Raw genomic sequence first — 21,717 nt, forward strand, 5'->3', positions numbered from 1 at the left:
AAGTATGTTCGAAGGCGTGCGCCCATATGATTTCTCCCGCCGCCATGGCTTCCTTGATCAGCGGAACGGCCGAGCCGCCGGCACCTGGGGTCGTGAACTGAATGCCGTTGTCGGTAAGCACTGTGTGGATCTTGTAAGGGACAGCATCAAGAAGATGGCGCAGGAAATCGGCGGAGACCGCTGTCGTTGCCTTCTCGTGCAGCTCGACGAAAGCGAACTTCGAGGTCCGATCTATGGCCACGAACATATGCAGCTTGCCCTGCTCGGTTCGGACCTCGGCGACGTCGATATGGAAGTAGCCGATTGGATAGGCCTTGAACTTCTTCCTTGCCGGCTTGTCGCCCTCGACATCCGGCAACCTGCCTATCCCGTGACGCTGCAGGCAGCGATGCAAGGATGACCGCGACAGATGCGGGATCGTCGGTTGGAGAGCATAGAGGCAATCGTCCAGTGGCAGCAGCGTATAACGCCGAAAGGCGACGATGACCGCCTCTTCCTCAGTCGATAGCACTGTCGACTTCGGATCTCTGGGCCAGTCGGAAGATCGGCGGCCGACGTCCGGTTCCTCCACTTCCTAACCGTCTTCTGATTGATGCCGTAGCGCTTCGCCAGCGCCCTCAGGCTCTCTTGACTATGCTGTATCGCTCGACGGATCGCCTCTGTCGTCGTGGCGCTCCCATGAAGAACCTGGCCCATAGCGCATCCTTTGATTCGGACGAAAAGTATGCGCCATCAAAGCCTGGGATCAAACAACTAGGGGGCGATCGATGGCTCCGGTTGGAAAGGCAAGTTTCGAGGCAGTGATTTGTTCCTCATTTTCCTGAACGGGCTGCGTCTTCGATCTCGGCGGGCAGGCCGAGCCAGATGAATCATGCGGCCAAGGCTCACTCGAGCCTCATCTTGGGATGAGCCCAGGAGACCGGCGGCGGTGTTCATGGGGGGATGGTCATTGGAGGGATTTTCCTTGATCCGCGACCGCCTTGCGGACGAACACGCATGCACCGTGCCAGATCAGAAAACATTCGAGGCATGTGGACAAGTCAGTCTGACATGTTGTGCATCCGACATTGTGGGCCATCGAACAGGGCTGAAGGCGACGCGAGCACGGCTGAGAATATCTTCTTCATTGGAAGACGATTGGGCGCGCTGCTGGGGAAGGGGGACGGGATGCGCTTCGAAGGCCGCTGCACCGACGGTCAGAATTGAAATGTTGTCGCTCCAGCGGACCGATGTCCTCGACAGTCAGACCGGGCGGTGCTGAAGGGTAGAGGCGTGAGCAGCGTAGCTAAGTGGGCGCCGACCCAGCTCGCGCGCGAAGACGGACCTGAAAAAAAACGGCGGGTGGCGACATTCGCGAGGCGCTGGAAAACGAGGTCGTAGGACTGGGCGGGAAAAACGATGCCGTTGCTGTCTTCTGGCGTGATGGCCTGCCGCGAGGCGGTTGAACAGTGATGAGTTGCTGCGGAAAGGGGAGTGTTTTCGCGGGACCTTGGTCAAGGTAAGAAACAAACGTCGAGCTCGCCTTGGATGGGGGCATGCAGCACATTTGCCGCTGCAGGACAGCAGCACGGAAGCTGTCCGCGCTTGCCGTCGTCCATGGGAACCAAACAGCAGAATTTAGCGGTCGCGATTGATTTCATGTGCATAAAATACCGCCTGGTGCGCTCGGCTGCAAATGCACCCTGGCGAGTGGTCGCTTAGGTCAAGAGCATCGCGTGAGTAACAGCCTTACCTTGCTCAATCTGATGCGCGCTAACCGCCTCGCCGGATTGTGGAACTGTTCGCGGGTGGCTTCTACCACAAACAGCAAGGTCATGAAATCAAGCAGGAAGTCGTCAATCGCTTGGGCGATTGTTTCTGACTTGCCCTTGAACTGGTCCAGCAAAACGCGCGCGCTATCGATCGCTTCCACGCTGGTCGCATCGATCAACCCCTCGACCCTCTTGAAACAATCCAACTCGAAACTCCTTAAGGCGCTCCCAAGGTGTTATGCACGAAGGCAGCTCCGTGAACTACCCGGCCTTTTGACCTGGCGGCACGAGCAGCGGTCGGCCTTACGTCCCGCGCCTCCAAACACGAGCCATCGACGTGGCGCTGAGGAGCGTTGGAGGAAATTGGGCGCTTCCGGCCACGCTCGAGCGGTAGTATAGGACAGTGCTTGCTGGCGGCTACGCCCACAATGGAGTGCGCCAGCCGATCGGGGCTTAACATTTTTTCGCTTTTTGCTGCGCCCAACTCTCGGCTATGACTCGGACAGGCCTAATGGCCGCCCACGTGCATTGTAGAAGAAGGAACAAGTATATGACGACTGGAACGGTAAAGTGGTTCAACAGCACCAAGGGGTTTGGATTTATCCAGCCCGACAATGGCGGTCCGGATGTTTTCGTCCACATTTCCGCTGTCGAACGCGCGGGCCTCTCGACCCTCGCTGACGGCCAGAAGATCAACTATGAGATCGAGCAGGACCGCCGCACTGGCAAGTCCTCAGCTGGCAGCCTGAGCAAAGCTGGTTGAAATTTTCTCCTGCGAAGTCGCAAGAGTGGGCGTGTAGGCCCGGAAGTGCTCACTGCCGCTCGATAGGGACGAGCAAAAAGTGAGGGCAGCAGATTGCTGCATGGGTCGCGAATTCCTCATGAAACAAGTTGTTGGAAAGGAAGGCGGGGTCGGCCCCGCCTTTTTTATGCGACGCCCAGATTAAGCCGACGGCTGCAACGCTGCAGAAGGAATTTCAATTGCCGCAATCAAGCCGCGACCTTCTTGCGAGTTCGCTTCGTCGGCACCGGCGCTTCCGGCTCTCTCGGCGCTTTCGGTTTGCGGCCGAGCCCCATCGTTTTCGCCAGTGACGAACGCTTCGCGGCGTAGTTCGGCGCCACCATGGGATAATCCACCGGCAGGCCCCATTTGGCCCGATATTCACCCGGCGTCAGCCCATAGTGGGTCGACAGATGGCGCTTTAAAGATTTGAATTTCTTCCCGTCTTCAAGGGAGATGATGTAGTCCGGTGTCACCGACTTCCTGATCGGGACTGCAGGCGTAAGGGCAACCGGCTCTTGTGCAGAGATACCTCCGGCCGTCGCTCTCAGAGCCGCATGCACTTGGCCGATGAGGGCAGGGAGATCCCCCACCGGGATCGGATTGTTGGACACGTAGGCCGACACGACATCGGCGGCAAGCTCAATGAGGGTGTCGACGTTTTTTCCGGCTTCTTCTGTCATGAAACTCTCCAGGCGGTGAAACATAGTCAGCGAAGCGTCGCTTCATAGGGCCGGTTGCCGCTGAAAGCAACAATGTCTCTGACTGCGTTATTGCCAATGCTCGTCCAGAAGCGACATCGATGCGCCATATTTCGCGGCGTGACCGCTGAGCCACTCGTTGTTGGCGACCCTGCCGAGGTGCGTGGCGCGTGCCGCTCTAACTTAGCGCCGAAGTCGCTAGTAGCCTCGAGGCTAAGCGCGCTGTTTTTGTCTCGCTTTGCTTCTTTGGACTGTGAAATCGAGCGATAGTGGTCGGTTGATGGTGGGCTTCAGGGACGATGGAACAAACGTTCATTGGCAATGGCCAAAGTGATGTAAGTTCATCGCCGGTGAGCCGCTCTTGCAAAGGGGCTGGGAACCGCCGCTGATAAACCTAGGACATCAATGTATTTCGAGGCGTTTCTTAGCCGGTCCTGGAGAGGCGGCAATGGCTGCGGATGACACCTGTTCCACGATATCAAACAGCGCGGCGACCGGCAGCTTCTCGAATCTGGAGCGGCTTCTCGCAAGTTGGCGCCGCGCCGAGAGGCCGGGCAAGGACAGTGAGCCGCCTGCATCAATCATACGCATCAACCAGCCAGCGACGCGTCCTCATACAGAATGCCGCGACCGGCCGTGTGATCTCGCCGGTAGTCGCCGAGGCCCTCTGCATGAAGCCTCCGTATGTGCTGACGATCAACCAGGCCAGAAAGGTCGACGTCCTGAAGCAGGGATGACATGAGTTTGCCACTATGCGCAGGCTTGCCTTGCCCCTCCGCGGCATTTTGCGGGGCCTGTGAGTTGGGCAAGCTCGGCACTTCGATCGACTTGGCGTCACCCGGCTCATCGCCATCACGCGTTTCGGTCTGGTCCTACGCCGTGACGTTGACTCCGTTCGCGATGCCATTGAACTGCCGTGGAGAACGGCCGAGGCGGAAGGGCTGATCAACCGCCTGAAGACGATCAAACGTACCATTAGGCAGCGCCGGCTGCGAACTCCTTAGGCACGCATGCTGCCACTCAGCCGGCCTAATCACCACACGAAGCGAGGAAGAACCTGGTCAAGTGCAAAGCGACAATTGCCTCGACAGCAGGTCCCTGAAGGTTTATGCTGCCCGATGTTACCGCAATCCTGAATGGCGATTGAGTACCTTCACGAGTGAAGGGAGTGGAACTGCTTTGTCGGCCAAATTGTTGACGGAACGCCCGGCGCCCATTGTTGCTACATGTCTAGATTCTTGGGGCGTTTTGGATGATGCAATCCACCACCTCACTCCAAAGGGCAGTGGAATCTGGAACAATGTCGCTTTTGTACGCACGACATCCTTCGTGCCCGATTGGCATATTGTCTTTAACTCTGCTTCTCTTTTTGGGCTCCCTGTTGATATCGAGGCGAGCCCCAACAGGACAATTTTTGCAATCGGCGAACCGCCGACGAAAGCTCATCGTGCATTTCATGAAGGGCAGGGGAAAAATACTATCGTCCTGACGTCTGACGCAGAGCTGGTTGCTCGGCAGAATGCAGCTCGCCGATTCGTTTTGTCTCCACCGATCACTCGGTCTTGGTCTGTAAACAAGACATATGACCAACTTCTGGTCAGCGAAGTCATGGATAAGCCACTTCGGCTATCATGGATTACCAGTAACATCGCCCTGCTTAAAGGACATCGGTATCGGCTGGCGTTTCTGGAACGGCTAAGAAAGGAGCTCGATTTTGACCTGTTCGGCCGAGGTTTTCGGCTGATTGGAGATAAATGGAACGCACTCGCACCTTATCGCTACAGTATAGCGTTCGAGAATACTCGTGCTGATTACTATTTTACAGAGAAGCTTATGGACTGCTTCGTCGCTGAAACAATGCCGATCTATTACGGCAGCCCGGCAATCACGAGGTTCTTCCCTTCGGACTCTATGGTTCTGATTGACCCAGAGGACAAGAACGTAATCCAAAAAATTCAAGAAATTATCAACTCAGACCTCTGGAAGGAACGTCGCGGCGCAATAAGAGAGGCGAAGCGGCTAGTCCTCGAGAAATACAATACGTTTGCCTATCTCGCGGGCTTCATCGAAAGCGTTCAGGATAAACCCTTACCGCCAGAAATTATACACATCGAATCGCCTGAAGTTGATTTTTCGATAGACGAATGAAGTACTCCAACGCTCGCTCCGCGTGCCCGGCGGTTGGTGGTCTCACGAGATCGGTGCGGAACGCCCGGCGGAGAATGCCTGCTGCGCAAACGGGCCGGCACGGGCGCACAAGGTCATGCGCCCCCGGCTGCCGCTAATCAGACGAACTGGGGAAGGCCAGGAACGGAATTGAGGACCTCGTCCACGAGTTCGTCGCCGGCATGTTCCTTGGCGCAGGCGATCGTCTCGTTGGCGAGGGCGGCGATCTTTGCCATGCTGAGACCCTCACTCATCAATTGCTGCCCGAGCCCCATAAGGCCGCCACCCTCTGGGTCGTCGCCATGATACTTCGCTACTAATTCCGAAGCTCCCGGAATGGCCTCGATCATGCGCGCGCCGGGACCGTCGGCCGCGTGGCTCCGCAGGAAACCCAGCATTAACCCAACGGCCTTCTCTGCGACAGCCGGGCCGATGCCGGCACCAGTGGCGATGCGCGGTAAGATTTCTTCCATCCAGGATCTCTCTCTCTTTGATTAGGTTTACAAGGGGCCGGTCCGGCGCCCCGCGCCTCTGGCCGAACCACAATTGAACTCCACAAAATAGGCCAGCGGAGGTGCTATTGCGCCTAAAACCGCCTCTGTCAACGCAAGCTGCGTCGGACGTGCGTGTTTCCCAAACCGAAGATCATTCCAATTCACTTCATTACGCACTGGCAACCGCACAGTTTGCGGTGGCTCGCTTATGAGCCAATGCCGCGCGCCCGTCAAATGATGACGACAACATGGTCATCGCCTAGGATCTGTGGATCAAGGTGTGAGGCAGTTGCAGCGGGTGGACCTGCTCAAGCGCCGCGCCATCCTCGCGTGATGGGATGTTCGTAGAAGCGGAGCTATATGCCGGTGTGACGATCGATGAAGGCAGAACGGCTATTCCGCTACGACCTCCATACTGTCGCATAGACCGTCGCTGCTTAGGTATTGAAACCGCCATCGCTGGTGACATCACAATGTGTAGTCGGCGGGTGTCGACAAGGCCGATTCACGCAATCAGCAGGTCAGGAGGAACGAAAGAACCCTGACGTTTCAGAAGCTCACTTTTCGCAAGGCGTGCAGCGCACATCGTGCAAGAGATTGCCAGTCTTGCGGATGCTGTCGACTTTCTCAACCTTGGCTGGAAGATCGCAGTGACCGAATCTACGAAGCCGCCCTCAGGGCGTGCTTTGATGCATAAAACCGGTTGCCAACCAGGGATACTCCTCCTCCCTGAAGTCCAATCGAGAAGAGCGATCGCTTCCAAGAGGGTCCCAGCTCAGCTGCGAAAACAGGTGTGAGACCCCGTCCTCTCCCTCAAGCTGATCTAGCTCAGGGCGTTCATGAGCCGTAGATCGCATAATGGCTGCGTGGACGACGCAGGAAGACCAATTATGAAAATCCTATTCAGTACGATGGCTGTCACCTTGCTGGCACCCACCGCCTTTGCTGCGGATTCGATCCCCACCGACCTCAGAGATACGGCATTGGCCACCTTCACGGCTTTGCCATCCACCACGCCGACAGTCGCCAACAACCCGATCACCCCGGAAAAGATCGCTCTCGGCAAGGCACTGTTCTTCGATCCACGCGTCTCGGCGTCAGGCGTCTTGTCGTGCAATTCATGCCACAACCTGGCCACCGGCGGCGACGACAATCACGAAACCTCGATTGGCCATGGTTGGCAGAAGGGACAGCGCAACGCGCCGACTGTACTGAACGCTGTCTTCAACATCGCCCAGTTCTGGGATGGTCGTGCCGAAGACCTGAAGGCTCAGGCGAAGGGACCGGTCCAAGCCGGGATCGAAATGGCCAATACACCGGGCCAACTCATCGCCACTCTCAAGTCCATGCCGCAATATGTCGAGTGGTTCGATGCAGCTTTTCCGGCTGAAGCCGATCGGGTCACCTTCGACAACTTCGCCAAGGCGATCGAAGCCTTCGAGGCGACACTCGTCACACCTGCCCCGTTCGACAGCTTCCTGAATGGTGATGAGGTTGCCATGACTTCCGAACAGAAACAGGGCCTGGTGCTTTTCATGGACAAAGGCTGCTCGTCCTGCCATGCCGGCATCAACGTTGGTGGGCAAGCCTATTACCCATTCGGCCTCATGGAACGGCCCAGCGCCGAAGTCCTGCCGGACAAAGACAAGGGCCGATTTGAGGTCACCAATGCAGCCGACGATTCCTATGTCTTCCGCGTGGCGCCGCTGCGCAACGTTGCACTCACCGCGCCATACTTTCATTCGGGCAAGGTTTGGGATCTGAAACAGGCCGTCGCCATTATGGGGACCACCCAGCTCGGCGTAGTACTGGCGGACGAAGAAGTTGACCTGCTTGTTGCCTTCCTCAACTCGCTGACCGGAGAGGCACCTGACGTCGCCTATCCCATCTTACCCTCAGAAACGGCGACAACGCCCCGGCCTGTAACGCAGATCTCAGGAAAATAAGGGCCAACTGGCTGCGGACTCGCAATCGAAAATGATTGGCGATTTTTACTTGGCGACACGAATTGCGACGTCCATCTCCGAATTGGCGGGACGCTAGCGATACCCGAAACCTGCCACCTCGCCCGTAGTCTGCGCGATCAACTGGGGGCGGACAGACGCAGCACCATATATTGTCGCTGCCTGAGCGAACGCGCCAAGCAGTCTACTTTGAGAAACGACGCGTGTCCGATTTGTTCGAGGCGCGGGGCCTGTATGTCCCCAAGGAACCGATATTATAGCGTAGTGCCACATTTATATTTCTGCGGGATTAAGACACGTGCCGTAGGGAAATTGCACATTTGCGCCGAGTGGCTCATTTCCAAGAGTGTGATCGGTTTGGCATATTCCCGGCCGACATCCGCCAGCCGGCAACTCCCCACACGGTGAGGAAGAGAAGCCTCACGCCTGCACTTTCTGCCGGAGCGCGCGTGCTGCAGCGACCATGTTAATGAGGGCAGGGCGGACCTCCTCCCATTTGCGTGTTTTGAGGCCACAGTCCGGGTTTATCCACAGTTGGCCGTCGGACAGTCGCTCGCGGGCAAGCATGACTAAGTCCGAAATCTCGCCGACTTCCGGGACGCGTGGTGAGTGAATATCATAGACGCCAGGACCGATTTCGTTCGGATATTTGGAGCTCGTGAAGGCGTCCAACAGTTCCATCTTCGAGCGCGACGTCTCAATCGAAATGACATCCGCATCCATTCCAGCGATCGCGTGAATGATCTCGTTGAACTCCGAATAGCACATGTGGGTATGAATTTGAGTCGCGTCCTTTACACCCGTTGAAGCGATCCGGAAACATTCGACAGCCCAGTCGAGATAGACTTTCCAGTCAGATTGGCGCAGTGGCAATCCTTCGCGAAACGCGGCCTCATCGATCTGGACCATCCTTGCGCCGGATCTTTCGAGATCCGTCACTTCGTCGCGGATGGCGAGCGCGATCTGGCGGCAGGCTTCGGAGCGGGGTACGTCGTCGCGAACAAAAGACCAGTTGAGAATGGTGACTGGGCCTGTGAGCATTCCCTTCACGGGCTTTTCCGTAAGCGACTGGGCGAATTGCCACCAGCGCACTGTCATCGGATTGCGCCTCGATACGTCGCCGAAAATGATGGGGGGACGCACGTAGCGCGACCCATAGCTTTGTACCCAGGCATGCTGGGTGAGCGCGAAGCCGGACAACTGCTCGCCGAAATGCTGTACCATGTCGTTTCGCTCGAACTCACCATGCACCAGCACGTCCAGCCCGATCTCTTCCTGCCAGCGAATTGCAGCCTCGATCTCCTTCTTCAGGAACGTCTCATAGTCGACATAGCTCAGCTGGCCCTTCGCATGAGCGGCCCGCGCCTTGCGTACCTGCGGCGTCTGCGGGAAGGACCCGATGGTCGTCGTCGGGAACGGCGGCAGCCCGAGTGAGCCGGCCTGGACTCTGGAGCGCTCGCCAAAAGCGCTCTCTCGTCGCTTCGCGCTGTCCTCAATGCTAGCGATCCGCCCCTGAACAAGCGGGTCATGGATCCTCGTGGATGTCACGCGCGTGGCGGCAGCCTCGGCAGACGCTTTCAACGCGCCTGCCACCGCATCCCTGCCTTGGGACAGGGCCCGGGCCAGCAAGACCAGCTCGTCGGTCTTCTGGGCCGCGAAGGCGAGCCACGACCTGATGTCCGCGTCGAGTTCCGTCTCCATGCGCAGATCAATCGGCACATGCAGCATCGAGCAAGAAGGCGCGATCTCGACGCGGTCCAAGGGCCAGCCGGCGACGATCGGTTTGATGCGGTCGAGAATGGCGGGCAGGTTCGCACGCCAGACGTTGCGGCCATCGATCAAGCCAACCGAGAGCACCAGATCCTTCGGAGCGAGCCGAGCCACCGTTTCCAGCTGCTCGGGAGCGCGCACGAGATCAATATGCAGGCCGGCCAGGGGCAGAGAAATCGCGGTTTCGAGATTGTCTCCCAGCGACCCGAAATACGTAGCCAGCATGATCTTCAGCTCGGGCGCGGCTTTCGACAGCTGGCCATAGGCGAATTCGAACGCAGCTCGTTCGTTCGGGTTCAGATCGAGGACAAGCGCTGGCTCATCGATCTGCACCCAGTCGGCTCCCGACAGCTTCAGCCTCTCCAGAAGCTGCTCGTAAACCGGCAGCAGCCGCGGTAGGAGCGCGATGGGACCGAACCCCTCGGCAGGCGATTTCGCCAGCTTGAGGAAGGTGATGGGTCCAAGGATGACTGGGCGTGTGTGAATGCCGAGAGCTTTAGCCTCGAGGAAGTAATCGACCGGCTTCGATGACGAGAGGGCGAACGTCTGATCATCATCGAGTTCCGGCACAATGTAGTGGTAGTTGGTGTCAAACCACTTGGTCATTTCCATCGCGGTTACACCAGGTCCATGAGCCTCCACCTGGTAACCAGCGTGTCCACAATCCTCCGTCTGACCCTGGTTGCCGCGCGCCATTGCGAAGTAGATGTCAAGTGGGACCTCGCCGCTATTCCAGCCGTAACGGGATGGAACGGCCCCGACCATGGCTGCGGTGTCGAGCACATGGTCGTAAAGCGAGAAGTCGTTCGACGGGATTTTCGACACGCCGCGATCGCGCTGCTCTTCCCAGCTAGCGGCACGGAGCGCCTTCGACGTCGTGAGAAGGTCGCCAGCGGACGATGTTCCGGACCAGTAGCTTTCAAGCGCGAATTTCAGTTCTCGCCGACGACCGAAGCGCGGCACGCCGAGCGTTGCTACAGGAATTTGCTGAGAGACAGTCATGTCATACCCCGATGATTGGGGCGTCGGTGACAAGGAAGGCGCTAGCAGGCCGGCATCAACGCCGGGTTGCAGCGGCCACCGAGACACCCCGCCCGTGGACGTAATTCGCGTGGCAGGTCTCCTGGCTCGCGGGGTCATAGCCTCTACCCGTCTTCCTGAGGGTATTCGCCTCAGTGACGTGACTGGGGTTGGCTCGCCGCTAACAGTTGCGGGGGCAGCGCCGGCATCGCACCGGCTTCCCTCTTAGCTCCGCTGCGGCAGCGCCGCACGCGAGAACCACGACACGCAGACAATCACAGCAGTTCGCTCTTTTGTCAATGACGCATAACGAAATGTTTATGTCGCTATGTGATCGCGCTTTTACGCCTTTGTCTAGCATTGTGAAATATTCAGTCTGCTGCCCGCATTCGGCATCGTGGGACGTGATCGCAAGTCAAGTCCGACGGACGCCGCGAGTTCTCCGTTACCTCAGGAACCTTACTGGCCTTCCCCAAGCTGAGCTTCTGGAAAATGCTGGTGACGATCTGGATGACGGTGAATGCCGTCATGGCAAGCACGCCTTGCACCGCTCCTCCAGCGAGCTTCACGGCAGCAGCATGGGTCAGTTCTCCGAAGCGAGTGGCTGTCGCTATCAGCGAGCTTTGACACAGTTCCGCCACTGCGGTCATCGCGTCAGTAGGGCGGCTGGTTAGTTGCCGGCGCATCTACAGCAACCCAGCCCCTTCCGCCTCGCGGCGCAAATTCTGCCTTGGCCTTGGGCCGATCTGCTGGATCACCAGGCCGGCCGCCAGCGAGCCAAGGTCGCCGCAGGTCTTGAGGTTGCGGCCCTGCGTGTAGCCATGCAGGAAACCGGCGGCGTAGAGGTCGCCGGCGCCGGTGGTGTCGACCAACTCCTTGATGGCGGTCGCCTCGATGACCACGGTCTCGTCGCCGCGCACGATCACCGAGCCTTTTGCGGAACGGGTGACGGCGGCAATCTTGCAGTCCTTGCGGATCTGAGCCAGCGCCTCGTCGAAGGATTTTGTCTGGTAGAGCGACTTGATCTCGTGGCTGTTGGCAAAGACGATGTCGACAGTGCCCGAGCGCATCAGCTCGAGGAACTCGTCCCGGTAGCGGTCGACGCAGAACGAATCCGACAACGTCATCGACACTTCGCGTCCGGCCTCGTGTGCGAGCTTCGCCGTCTGCCGGATCGCCTCCTTGGCGCGCGGCGGATCCCACAAATAGCCCTCGAAATAGGTAACCTTGGCGCCGGATGCCTTGTCGGCCTCGACATCCTCAGGGCCAAGCTCGACGCAGGCGCCGAGATAGGTGTTCATCGAGCGCTCGCCGTCGGGCGTGACGAAGATCATAGAGCGCGCCGTCGGCGGCTCGCCCTTGAGCGGCCTGGTGTCGAAGGCGACACCCTGTGCATGGATATCGTGCGCATAGATTTCGCCCAGCGCATCGTTGGAGACCTTGCCGAAGAAGGCGGCGCGTCCGCCGAAGCTGGCTACGCCGGCCGCCGTGTTGCCGGCACTGCCGCCGGAGGCCTCGATCGCCGGGCCCATGCGGCTGTAGAGCAGTTCGGCGCGGCGCGTGTCGATCAGGTTCATCGCGCCCTTGATGATGCCGTTGATCTCGAGGAATGCCTCGTCGCACTGGGCGATGATGTCGACAATGGCATTGCCGATGCAAAGCACGTCATAATCCGGCATCAATGTCTCCGCCAAAAAACCCGAGCCGGCTTCTCGCCACGCCTGCCAGGCGCGGGTCTGCCCGGTGGAAATGGGCTTTCCGCTTGCCAATCCGTTCGCCGGCGGCTCTCACGGGGCGGCGAGTCCTGCCTCGCGACGCAATTCGTCCGCCCTGTCTGTCTTCTCCCAGGTGAAATCAGGCTCTTCACGGCCGAAATGGCCATAGGTCGCTGTATTGCGATATATAGGGCGTAAGAGATCAAGCATCTTGATAATGCCTTTCGGTCTGAGATCGAACAACTCAAGAATGAGGCGCTCGATCCTGCTTTCCTCAACCCTGGCTGTCCCGAACGTGTTGACCATGACGGAAACCGGACTGGCCACGCCGATTGCGTAAGCAAGCTGCACCTCGCACACGTCCGCAAGTCCGCTAGCGACGATGTTCTTTGCGACATAGCGGGCTGCATAGGCAGCCGAGCGGTCAACCTTGGACGGGTCCTTGCCCGAGAAGGCGCCGCCGCCATGACGACCCATCCCGCCATAGGAATCGACGATGATCTTGCGTCCAGTGAGACCGCAGTCGCCACGCGGCCCGCCGACTACGAACCGCCCCGTCGGATTGACCAGAATTCTGATGCCTTCCGTCTCCAGGTGGGTCGGCAGGACAGGCTTTATGATTTCCTCAATGACGCCCTCGCGGACAGTCTCTTGCGAGACCTGCTCGTCATGTTGCGTCGACACGACGATGGTATCCAGGGCGACCGGGCGCAACCCCTCATAGCGCACTGAGACTTGGGATTTCATGTCAGGACGCAACCAGCCAAGCTGTTGTGCCTTCCGGACATACGCCTGCCGTTTCGTCAAGCGATGAGCGAGCTGGATCGGCAAAGGCATCAGGGTATCGGTTTCGCGGCATGCGTAGCCGAACATGAGGCCCTGATCTCCCGCTCCCTGCTGGAGGTCTTGCCCTCTTCCCTCGTCAACGCCTTGGCTGATGTCGGGCGACTGCTCGGTGAGGGCATGAACGACGGAGCAACGCCGGCCGTCAAAGCCGACGGCCTCGTCGTCGTACCCAATGTCGAGAATCGTATCGCGCGCAACTTGGCTGTAATCCACCTGGGCATCGCTGGTGATCTCGCCAGCCAGAACGACTATCCCTGATTTTACCAACGCTTCACAGGCGACGCGCGCCTTGGGATCCGTGCGGAGGATGGCATCGAGGATGGCATCCGAGATGTTGTCGGCCAACTTATCCGGGTGCCCCGCGCCAACCGATTCGGAAGAGAACACGAACTGCCTAGCCATGAATACCTCGCTTCGGATGTTGGATGTGGTATGGGCATTTTGCTTGGCCCACCTTACTTGTCGGAGATGCCCGGGACCTCGAACGCAGCGCACAAGTCGGCAACGTCTCTTCGCACGCAGGCATGGAGATCTTCGTCGTCTGGCCGCTGGAGGACGGAGTCAATGAAGCCAGCAATTTGCACCATTTCCACATCGCGCATGCCCATTGACGTCACTGCTGGCGCCCCCAGGCGAATTCCGCTTGTGACCGCCGGATGCCGCGGGTCGCCAGGCACCATATTAAAGTTTGTGATGATCCCTGCCTTTGCTAGTCGCTCGGCATAGGCCTTGCCCGATAGTGGCCGATCGCGAAGATCAAGGATCAGCATGTGATTGTCCGTCCCCCCGGTAACCAGGTCATAACCTCGCTCAAGCAGTGCATGTGCCAGAGCCTTGGCATTCTTGACCGTCTGTTGGCCGTAGCCTCGGAAGGACGGGTTCGCGGCTTCGTGCAAGGCAACCGCTAGCGCAGCGATGGCATTCATGTGAGGTCCGCCTTGCAGGTGAGGGAAGACCGCCCGGTCTATTCGTCTGGCGAGATTGTATTTGCTCTTTGTATGATACAGGGCCTGATAGCGATCTTCGTTCCTTGACAAAATGAAGCCACCGCGGGGACCGCGGATCGACTTGTGGGACGTGCTGCTGACCACGTCGCAATGGCCCACGGGATTCGGGTGCGCTCCCGCCGCAATCAGGCCGCTGATGTGCGCAATGTCGGCTACGAGATAGGAGTTCGCTTCCAGGGCAATTTCTGCCATTGCCGCGTAGTCAAAGACACGCGGGTAAGCGGTTCCGCCGACCCAAATGAGCCGCGGCCGTTCCCGCTTGGCTGTCTCGCGCAAGCGGTCATAGTCAATCTGCTGTGTCTTTTCATCTAGTCCATAGGGCACGCGTTGATAGTCAGTTCCGGAAAAGTTGATGGCCCAACCATGAGTCAGATGGCCCCCTTCCGGAAGGGGCAAGCCCATGACTTTGTCACCGGGACTCAAAAGCGCACGATAGACAGCCTGGTTGGCCGGCGAGCCGGAATAAGGCTGGACGTTGGCATGCTCGCTGCCAAATAGCGTTTTCAGGCGCCCAATGGCCAGATCCTCAAGCTCATCAACGATCTCGTTTCCAGCGTAGTAGCGCGCGCCGGGGTACCCCTCGGCGTACTTGTTCGTGAAAATCGAGCCGTTCGCTTCCAGCACGGCCGAGGACGCAAAGTTCTCTGAGGCGATGAGCTTGAGGGTCGTCCGCTCCTGCCGCTCCTGTCTCAGAAGCAGCTCGTGGACGCGGCAATCAACCGCGGCCAAGGAAGACCGCCCGTGGGTGTCCGGCTGTGCGATCGCGCCGTCTGCGGAGTTGTCCATGGTAGCTTCGCGCTCCAATTGGATTGACCTATTTCACGATCAAGCACGCGGTCCCTTTCGGCCGCGTGTCTCGTACCGCTTCGAGCCGCTGCAGGTCCTGTTTATGATAGCCGTCGCGATGGGGCAGGAGATCGACCAATAATTGAACAGCCCGCCGTCGTTGGATCCTGCGTTGCGATGGTACGAGCGCCACGGAGGCTGTTCGTTGCAGCAAAGAAAGTCGGCCCTGGCGAGCAGCCGGACGTGTCGCGCAACCCGCTCTCGACACACGCTCAGAATCTCCGCTAGCTCGCAGACAGTTAGGTCCGCATGCGCACAAAGGCCCAGGATTCGAAGGCGGTCAGGATGCGCTGCCATGCGTAGGCGACTAACCAGTGTCATCATGGCTCAGGACAAAGTCCTACCGAATTTCTCATTCGCGTCCTCCACAGAAGTCGCAGCTTTTGAAGGTTGTCCAACGACCGGACAAATCTCGGTGGCTGTGGCGACTGCCGATATCGCCCTGTCGAACAACAAAGGGCGTTCTTTTGCCTTTAGCCGAATTGCAAGCAGTTCGGCCAGTCGAAGACAAGCGGGGCCACGGTTTGGAACCACTGACCTCAGACGTTGCAATAAGCCTACCATTCACAGCGAGCCGGAGTTGCTAAGAGTCTATGAATTTCCTTGAAGGATCTGTTGCAACGTTTGCCCAGCCTGGCCTGCTCCCGGTTTGCAGCGGTCATGGTCAGGCGGTCCATCGCCTCTGCGAGCACGATCAGGAATTTGCCCTGCATCGCATCGCTGATCAGCTCCTGAAGGCCGGGACGCAACAGCGACCCGCCGCAGATCGCGCGGTGGGTATTGCTGTCGACGACTGTCCAGCCTTGCTTTTCAGCACGCAAGCAGCAGAGCCGCAACTGATCCTCGATCGAGGCGTCTCGGTGATTGTCAGTTGAGTAGCGAGCGCCAAGCGCGACCTTCATGAGGCGGCCCCTTACTCCGGGACGCGGTCTCGCGTCTGGCTATCCGTTTCGGCTTGAACGAAATCCCGTGCGGCCTGTCGTGCCAGCAGCCGGACCAGATGACGAAGCGTCGATCGGGCTTCGGCGACGCAGACACAGCCGATTCGCGGGCCGCGCCGGCGACCACACGAAGCTTTTCGGCTGTTGCCGTTTCGGCGCGCTATGATCGCGTTCCTGTCCTGACGCGAAATACTCCGTTTCGCGACAATGATGCCAAGTCAGTGGTTCGACAAGCTGGAATTCTATCAATAGCGCGCGTCGCGCAGGAGCCAGTGCTGGCCGATGACGGGGCACCTTGTGCTCCGAAGAAGCCATGGCTATATATCCGGATAGAGAACGGAGGCACGCGATGGGCAACACTGCACAGAAGAGAGCCATCGAGAATTATCGCTCTCGCCTGGCTGAGCGCGGCATCGCGCGGTTCGAGATCCAGGCGTTCGACGCAGACCGCGATCTGCTGCGAACTCTTGCCCGAAAATTAACGGAGAGCGGGCCGGATGCCCGACAGCTTCGTCGGACCATACAGCAAGCCGTGGCGGGTGAGCCACCGAAAGCGGGCAGCATTCTCGCCGCGTTGCGTCGCTCGCCTCTGGTTGGCTCCAATCTCGACCTCAGCCGGCCGCGCGAAGAGGGGCGCAAGATCGACCTGTGACGCGCTACCTTCTTCATACCAATATCATCAGCAACGTCATAAAGCCGGAGCCTTCGGGCTCGTTGCTGGCCTGGATGGGCGCGCAGAAGGACGAAGACCTCTTCATTGCTTCGCTTACTGTCGCCGAAATTCGCCGAGGCATCCTAGAGAAGCCGAAGGGGAAAAAGCGCAGCAGCCTTGAAACTTGGTTCGAGGGCTCCGAAGGCCCGCAAGCGCTGTTCGCTGGCCGCGTGCTATCGTTCGACGAGAAAGCTGGCCTCGTGTGGGCGCGGCTGATGGCCAACGGCAAAGCCAGAGGCCGTTCGCGGAGCGCCCTAGACACAATCATTGCCGCTGTAGCCGAAGCCAACGAGTGTGTCGTAGTGACCGACAATGAAAAGGACTTCGAGGACGTTCAGATAATCAACCCGCTCCGTAGCTCTGGAAGCCAAGCGGGTGATGATAGCTCCAACGGTCCGGCCGTTTCAATTTGAGGATTTCAGCGGCACGGAGTCCGAACGTCTCGTGTTCGCCTACCTTTAGCGATGGCTGGATTGATCTTACTTAGTTCGGCCAGGGACGTCTCTTCCAGTTCCGCTTTAATGCCATCCCGGTTCATCTAGTCAGCTCGATCTACCAACAGTTCGCACGCACGAGCGCCGCGAACAAGGCGCGATCGCAGGGACTGCGCGATACGCGTGTCGAGCTCGTCCATCTTACACTCGATCTCGTCTTCGAAGGCCCTCTCGCCAAACGCCACTGTAGTCCATCCCGCGTGCGCCTCGGGGGCCTTCTCATCGAGGGTTTCTCGCCACTGGTCTGGCGCGCTACCAATGGCAAGTTCGCCCGCTGGGAACTCGTCGGTCTGCACTCCCAGCTCTGGGCATCCACATCAACTGCGGAGCTCTTCATAGCCGTGTTCTTCCTTTAGCTGGCAGCTCTCGAGCTCGACGAGCAGCCGATCAGCGACACCCGCGACCTCAAGTTCGACCCGGTTGACTCGATAACACCCTATTGGCAGAGTCAGTCGGGGAGGATCTGCCCACTCCGATCACAAGCCGATCTTTCGACCCCGTGGTCGGGAATTCTCCATGGACCTTCGTGAAGAAGGAATGCAGCGCCGAAAGCCGAAGCGCTTCCGATACATCGAAGCCCCTTCCGAGTCGGAGCCCCGATTAGGCATTCCTGCCACTCTATCTAGCCGACCCCCGTGGCCGCGTTGCCGATCGGTGCGCTAGTCGCCTACATCGCCCCGGCACGTTGAAGATCGTCTCTGCTGATGCTCGTTGAGCAATTCAGGCCGCCTCCGGCTGGCGTTTGATCAGCGTCAGCGTCAACCAGCGCGCGGTCAGCGCCGGCTTTTTCGAGCCCTCGATCTCAATCGTCACGCCCAGCGCCGTCTGCACCCAGCCCGACGGCCTGACCTTGACGTCGGCCAGTACGAAACGGGTGCGGATGCGAGATCCGGTTTTCACCGGCGCCAGGAAGCGCAGCGATTCGAAGCCATAGTTGACACCCATCTTGCAGTTTTCGAGCGGCCGCATGGTCTCGAAAGTCATCGCCGACAAAAGCGAAAGCGACAGGAAGCCATGTGCGATGGTGCCGCCGAACGGCGTCTCGCGCTTGGCGCGCTCCGGATCGCAGTGGATGAACTGGTGGTCATCGGTGGCCTCGGCGAACTGGTCGATCATCTGCTGCGAGACCACCCGCCACGGCGACACGCCGACTTCCTTGCCGACGCTGGCCAGAAGTTCGTCGAGACTGATCGGTTCCACGCTAATGTCCTCCATTTCAACCGTCCGAAGCGCGGGCGGCTTCATTCCGAACAGTGTCAGCCCATGCTGCACCGACTGCCGGCCATCCATCGGCAGGATGGCGCCGGTGAGATGACTGCCGTCACGGCTGTACGAATAGAACGTTCCGCCGGCAATCTCATCGGCGCACCGATGCGCCCGATCCGAACATGGCCGCAGACGGGCTGGCTTGTACCTCGGTCGCGGTGCGCGTCCTACAGGCCAACGAAACAGCTCGTCTTGCTACCGGTGATCATTCCGCCGGCGCCGCTATGCGGTATTGTCGCAGATTGATAAAATCAATTGTCTGGATAGTAACCATCCGTGTTTCGAATTTGGAGGAGTCCAGCAGACGGGGTGGCTTGTGGTCCTTGTTGAAGCGCGCCGGCCTCATTCACCGGTAGCACTGAGCCGGCAAGAAGCGCCAGTTCAATGACATTGGGTGTCGACACGGCAAAGCGGCATCAGATGCTACTTCATGATGCGGGATGGCGCTTGCTTCAAGAACGCTCGGCCTGACGTGGAAGCCAGCACCGGATCTGGATTGTCGGTGCGCGGATATTCGCGCAGCACAGCGGCAACCGCAGCGACGATCGATCTCAGCCGTTGCGAGCATGCCGATCTTGGTGGCGGCCACTCTGTTAGGCTGAAGCGTAGCGCGCATCTGATCCGCCACCGGACGGGGTTGCGTAACTTGGATTTCCAGGCGTGTTCATGGGTTTGCACCGTCAGCGCGCTGACAGCAAGGCAGGTGCGCACGCCACTGGAAGCGATCGTCTGGATCTCGCGGGCAATTCCAGCCCCCACCGCTGGTGTCTGACCCGACAGCAACGAGCACATGTGGTTCTCGCCTCGGCGCCATTGCTCTGGTCTTTCGATCCATTCTCGCGTGCGCGCTTCTGGGGCGTCGTTCAGCGCAAAGTCGGTGACCACGGCTGCGCTTTCCGCGCCAGCCTCAAAAAACGCCTTCGAGACGGTCAGGTTGAGGCCGCCGATGCAGACCAATGGGATCGGCGCGACCTGGTGCTTCCACCGCTGATCCGCTCGAGTCCTCGCGACGCCCATTCATCTTCTTGAGGCTGTTGGATAGACTGGGGCGAGCGCCACATACTCCGGTTCCGCCACTGGCGCCGTTTCCAGTTCGGTGTGATCGTTGGATCTACAGGCCGAGCTTCAATCCGACGTATTTCATCGCCAGCATCGGCGGCAGCCAAATCCTTTTGACCAAGATGGACGAAGTCGCAGCCTTCCTCGATTGCCGTGCGCCAAATGTCGTTGACTCACTTGGCAACCATGGACCGCGCAGGCGTCGTTCGCGCGGCGGATTTCCGTCTGCAGTCCTTTCTCCTCCATATCCTTTATCCGGAGCTGCACCAGACGGACGCCGAGCCGCACCAGCCGGTCAATCCAGCCGGCACGTCCACGACTTCATGAGAAGACGGCCCTGCCGATCGTCGGTGGGTAGCGCCGTTCGAGCATTCCCGAGCTGAAAGCTTCACGACCGGCATCGACCGCTTTGCCGAACGCACGCGCCATGCCGACCGGATCGGCCGCCCTCGGGACCGCCGTGTTCAGGAGCACGGCGTCAAACCGAGCTCTATGACGGTCGCCGCGTACGACGGCCGTCCGAGCCGTGCATGCACAATCAACGGAATGTAGGGGGAATGTCCGCGCATCAACTGGACCTCGGAGCTCAACGCTTCATCGCATTAGAATGAGCGTTCGAAACGCAGGATACCGCCGACACTGCTCTTCTTGTTGGCATTGGTCCAGTTCACTTCGGAAGCTTTCACCTTTCCGACGGCGGAGCCTCCGTAGCGGTCATAGTCGAGTTCAGCCGTAACTGTGAAATCGGGAAGGAACGCATAGGCGACGTTCGCAGCGACACCATAGTTGTTGAGCTGATCACCCGAGAGCTGAAGGTTGAACGAAGCTGACTCGGTGAGCTCGTAACCGGCGCCAGCCCAGAAAGCCCAGTTCCCACCCCAAGGTTTATAGAAACCGCGACCATGAGCGTCTACCGAATTCGTCGAGCCGTAGTTGAGCTGGCCATGGGAACCGTAGCCCAACATTCCGGATAGCAATAGTTCGTTGGTGACATTGATGTCGACACGGACCTTGGCGGCCACCGATTCGTAGTTGCTATCATAAGCTGCAACGCCGGTGATCGCTCCCCAGCCATGTGCGTATTTCAAGCCGCCTACTATGTGGGGAGCGTAGCTGTCGATTGTGCCGACCACGTCCGAGCCTTGTTCCAGCGAAACCACGGCCGAAAAGCCGTTCCCTGCGTCCAAGTAGTACTGAACCACATTGGTATCGAAAGCGCCGTACGGAGCCGGCGTCTGGTTCAGTACATCACCCGCGCAGCCAATAAACATGTCGAAAGCCGACCGGTCCTTACCAACTCGCAGGCCACCAAGCTGAATCCAGGCGATAGTCAGGCCGCTGCCTCCGTTCAAGGCATAGGACCGAGAACTGTCCGAAACCGATGTCTGGTGGCTGCCGAAGTTCACGCGGGTTTCGGTGTAGGTCTTCAACGTCCCGCGTTCGGTCTCCTGGCCGGTCCAGGTTTTCAATGTGAAGCGTGTGTTGTTTTGCCACGCGCTCTGATGCTCACCAGTCCTCACATCCGAGGTTCTTGAGTGGTCAAATAATCCGACGTTGTAACGGACAGAGCCGCCGATTCGCAGGCAGGTCTCGGTGCCTGAAATGTAGACGTAGCCCGAGCCGTAGACGTCGCAGATCTTGACGTACTCAGTCGGGTCAGGCTCGGCGGCGGTGCTGACGGCGCGAGCGTTGGAAACGGCAATCAGTGCCGCAGTTGAGCCGAGGAGGAGGCTCCTAATGGTCATTGTCGATCTCCGCTTTAATAATAAAGTGATGGACGCGAGTGATTCTGTGAACAGCTTTGAAACGTGCGCAGTTTTGCTGCGCCGTCAGCTAAGCCCTGAAGGATATCCTAGAATGTACTCTGGTGATTGTTGTCCAATATTTGGTTTTAGCTGCCGATAACATAATTTTCGCCGAAATGGAGGTATGCAAAATTTTGTACAATCATCACAGTCAACTCAGCTGGTAGAGGTAGGCGTCACAAAGGGTCCTGCATTCGACCGCAAATGACGTGCCAGCCTGACGACCAGCTGCGGCTTGAAGCTCAATTGTGCGGGAGGACCTTGGTTCGCACTTCCTTGTTTTTGCCTTGCGGATCCACCCAAGCACGAACGGAAAACGTTCGGCTACAGTTCGACTGTTCGCTTCGCGACAGTTTCGTTCAATGGGGACAGCATTGTT

15 protein-coding genes, 3 pseudogenes and 1 riboswitch are annotated in these 21,717 nt (G+C 58.8%); of the genes and pseudogenes, 5 read left to right on the plus strand and 13 right to left on the minus strand.

All coding sequences use genetic code 11. From position 1 onward, the window contains the following. Together NKI35_RS28215 and NKI35_RS28220 are read right to left on the minus strand one after the other, a co-directional pair. Positions 1–696 (minus strand): annotated as a pseudogene (locus NKI35_RS28215) (DDE-type integrase/transposase/recombinase); the annotation flags it as partial. Positions 697–1,702: 1,006 nt separating this feature from the next. Continuing rightward, positions 1,703–1,930 carry a hypothetical protein gene (locus NKI35_RS28220; protein ID WP_245260682.1) on the minus strand — a complete coding sequence of 76 codons (228 nt, stop codon included), beginning with the start codon at positions 1,928–1,930 and terminating at the stop codon, positions 1,703–1,705. 371 nt (positions 1,931–2,301) lie between these two features. On the opposite strand from NKI35_RS28220, the gene NKI35_RS28225 reads away from it, so the two are divergent. Next, on the plus strand, positions 2,302–2,514 hold the full coding sequence (locus tag NKI35_RS28225) for a cold-shock protein (RefSeq protein WP_023671852.1): 213 nt from the start codon (positions 2,302–2,304) through the stop codon (positions 2,512–2,514). Between the two features lie 227 nt (positions 2,515–2,741). Here the strand turns inward: NKI35_RS28225 and NKI35_RS28230 are convergent, their stop codons facing one another. After that, positions 2,742–3,215, minus strand: a complete 474-nt coding sequence (locus NKI35_RS28230; protein WP_023693512.1) for a Ros/MucR family transcriptional regulator — start codon at positions 3,213–3,215, stop codon at positions 2,742–2,744. Positions 3,216–4,298: 1,083 nt separating this feature from the next. Here NKI35_RS28230 and NKI35_RS28235 point away from each other — a divergent pair. Next, on the plus strand, positions 4,299–5,381 hold the full coding sequence (locus tag NKI35_RS28235; RefSeq protein WP_352742039.1) for a glycosyltransferase family 10 domain-containing protein: 1,083 nt from the start codon (positions 4,299–4,301) through the stop codon (positions 5,379–5,381). Between the two features lie 137 nt (positions 5,382–5,518). Here NKI35_RS28235 and NKI35_RS28240 read toward each other — a convergent pair whose 3' ends face one another. After that, complete coding sequence (locus tag NKI35_RS28240) at positions 5,519–5,872, minus strand: hypothetical protein (RefSeq protein WP_023671848.1); 354 nt, start codon at positions 5,870–5,872, stop codon at positions 5,519–5,521. A 911-nt stretch (positions 5,873–6,783) separates the two neighbouring features. Here NKI35_RS28240 and NKI35_RS28245 point away from each other — a divergent pair. Next, a complete protein-coding gene (locus tag NKI35_RS28245) occupies positions 6,784–7,839 on the plus strand; it encodes a cytochrome-c peroxidase (RefSeq protein WP_352742041.1) in 1,056 nt (351 codons plus the stop codon). Positions 7,840–8,277: 438 nt separating this feature from the next. Here NKI35_RS28245 and metE read toward each other — a convergent pair whose 3' ends face one another. The 5 genes from metE to NKI35_RS28275 all read right to left on the minus strand — a co-directional run bounded on the left by metE (position 8,278) and on the right by NKI35_RS28275 (position 15,963). Next, positions 8,278–10,629 (minus strand): 5-methyltetrahydropteroyltriglutamate--homocysteine S-methyltransferase, encoded by a 2,352-nt coding sequence (gene metE, locus NKI35_RS28250; RefSeq protein ID WP_352742043.1) that lies wholly within the window; start codon positions 10,627–10,629, stop codon positions 8,278–8,280. A 94-nt stretch (positions 10,630–10,723) separates the two neighbouring features. Next, positions 10,724–10,925, minus strand: a riboswitch (cobalamin riboswitch). Positions 10,926–11,333: 408 nt separating this feature from the next. Further along, positions 11,334–12,326, minus strand: a complete 993-nt coding sequence (locus NKI35_RS28255) for an adenosine kinase (RefSeq protein WP_352742045.1) — start codon at positions 12,324–12,326, stop codon at positions 11,334–11,336. Between the two features lie 108 nt (positions 12,327–12,434). Continuing rightward, positions 12,435–13,610: a methionine adenosyltransferase gene (metK, locus tag NKI35_RS28260; RefSeq protein WP_023693516.1), complete on the minus strand. Its 1,176-nt coding sequence runs from the start codon at positions 13,608–13,610 to the stop codon at positions 12,435–12,437. A 53-nt stretch (positions 13,611–13,663) separates the two neighbouring features. Further along, positions 13,664–15,001: a serine hydroxymethyltransferase gene (gene glyA / locus NKI35_RS28265; RefSeq protein ID WP_023702973.1), complete on the minus strand. Its 1,338-nt coding sequence runs from the start codon at positions 14,999–15,001 to the stop codon at positions 13,664–13,666. A 617-nt stretch (positions 15,002–15,618) separates the two neighbouring features. Then, positions 15,619–15,963, minus strand: a complete 345-nt coding sequence (locus tag NKI35_RS28275) for a recombinase family protein (protein WP_023690648.1) — start codon at positions 15,961–15,963, stop codon at positions 15,619–15,621. 388 nt (positions 15,964–16,351) lie between these two features. Here NKI35_RS28275 and NKI35_RS28280 point away from each other — a divergent pair, with 388 nt between their 5' ends. Further along, positions 16,352–16,654: a hypothetical protein gene (locus NKI35_RS28280; protein WP_023671839.1), complete on the plus strand. Its 303-nt coding sequence runs from the start codon at positions 16,352–16,354 to the stop codon at positions 16,652–16,654. Then, positions 16,651–17,127 (plus strand): type II toxin-antitoxin system VapC family toxin, encoded by a 477-nt coding sequence (locus tag NKI35_RS28285; RefSeq protein WP_023685624.1) that lies wholly within the window; start codon positions 16,651–16,653, stop codon positions 17,125–17,127. The genes NKI35_RS28280 and NKI35_RS28285 overlap by 4 nt, the downstream gene beginning before the upstream one ends. An 801-nt stretch (positions 17,128–17,928) precedes the next feature. Here NKI35_RS28285 and NKI35_RS28290 read toward each other — a convergent pair. The 4 genes and pseudogenes from NKI35_RS28290 to NKI35_RS28305 all read right to left on the minus strand — a co-directional run bounded on the left by NKI35_RS28290 (position 17,929) and on the right by NKI35_RS28305 (position 21,278). Further along, positions 17,929–18,423 (minus strand): MaoC family dehydratase, encoded by a 495-nt coding sequence (locus NKI35_RS28290; protein ID WP_031203438.1) that lies wholly within the window; start codon positions 18,421–18,423, stop codon positions 17,929–17,931. A gap of 879 nt (positions 18,424–19,302) precedes the next feature. Next, positions 19,303–19,833: pseudogene (locus tag NKI35_RS28295) on the minus strand (thiamine phosphate synthase); the annotation flags it as partial. A 21-nt stretch (positions 19,834–19,854) separates the two neighbouring features. Further along, a pseudogene (locus NKI35_RS28300) lies at positions 19,855–20,117 on the minus strand (thiazole synthase); the annotation flags it as partial. 18 nt (positions 20,118–20,135) lie between these two features. Further along, entirely contained in the window at positions 20,136–21,278 is a 1,143-nt protein-coding gene (locus NKI35_RS28305; protein WP_352463750.1) for a porin, read from the minus strand. Positions 21,279–21,717: the final 439 nt, after the last annotated feature.

Origin of the sequence: Mesorhizobium sp. M0676 (assembly GCF_040320535.1) — a bacterium.
Classification (GTDB): Bacteria; Pseudomonadota; Alphaproteobacteria; order Rhizobiales; family Rhizobiaceae; genus Mesorhizobium.

What these genes read in the sequence shown, in the direction of transcription:
- NKI35_RS28225 (WP_023671852.1), top strand. Translation starts at nt 2,302, where the DNA reads ATGACGACTGGAACGGTAAAGTGGTTCAACAGCACCAAGGGGTTTGGA.
- NKI35_RS28230 (WP_023693512.1), bottom strand. Translation starts at nt 3,215, where the DNA reads ATGACAGAAGAAGCCGGAAAAAACGTCGACACCCTCATTGAGCTTGCC.
- NKI35_RS28240 (WP_023671848.1), bottom strand. Translation starts at nt 5,872, where the DNA reads ATGGAAGAAATCTTACCGCGCATCGCCACTGGTGCCGGCATCGGCCCG.
- NKI35_RS28245 (WP_352742041.1), top strand. Translation starts at nt 6,784, where the DNA reads ATGAAAATCCTATTCAGTACGATGGCTGTCACCTTGCTGGCACCCACC.
- metE (WP_352742043.1), bottom strand. Translation starts at nt 10,629, where the DNA reads ATGACTGTCTCTCAGCAAATTCCTGTAGCAACGCTCGGCGTGCCGCGC.
- NKI35_RS28255 (WP_352742045.1), bottom strand. Translation starts at nt 12,326, where the DNA reads ATGCCGGATTATGACGTGCTTTGCATCGGCAATGCCATTGTCGACATC.
- metK (WP_023693516.1), bottom strand. Translation starts at nt 13,610, where the DNA reads ATGGCTAGGCAGTTCGTGTTCTCTTCCGAATCGGTTGGCGCGGGGCAC.
- glyA (WP_023702973.1), bottom strand. Translation starts at nt 15,001, where the DNA reads ATGGACAACTCCGCAGACGGCGCGATCGCACAGCCGGACACCCACGGG.
- NKI35_RS28275 (WP_023690648.1), bottom strand. Translation starts at nt 15,963, where the DNA reads ATGAAGGTCGCGCTTGGCGCTCGCTACTCAACTGACAATCACCGAGAC.
- NKI35_RS28280 (WP_023671839.1), top strand. Translation starts at nt 16,352, where the DNA reads ATGGGCAACACTGCACAGAAGAGAGCCATCGAGAATTATCGCTCTCGC.
- NKI35_RS28290 (WP_031203438.1), bottom strand. Translation starts at nt 18,423, where the DNA reads ATGGAGGACATTAGCGTGGAACCGATCAGTCTCGACGAACTTCTGGCC.
- NKI35_RS28305 (WP_352463750.1), bottom strand. Translation starts at nt 21,278, where the DNA reads ATGACCATTAGGAGCCTCCTCCTCGGCTCAACTGCGGCACTGATTGCC.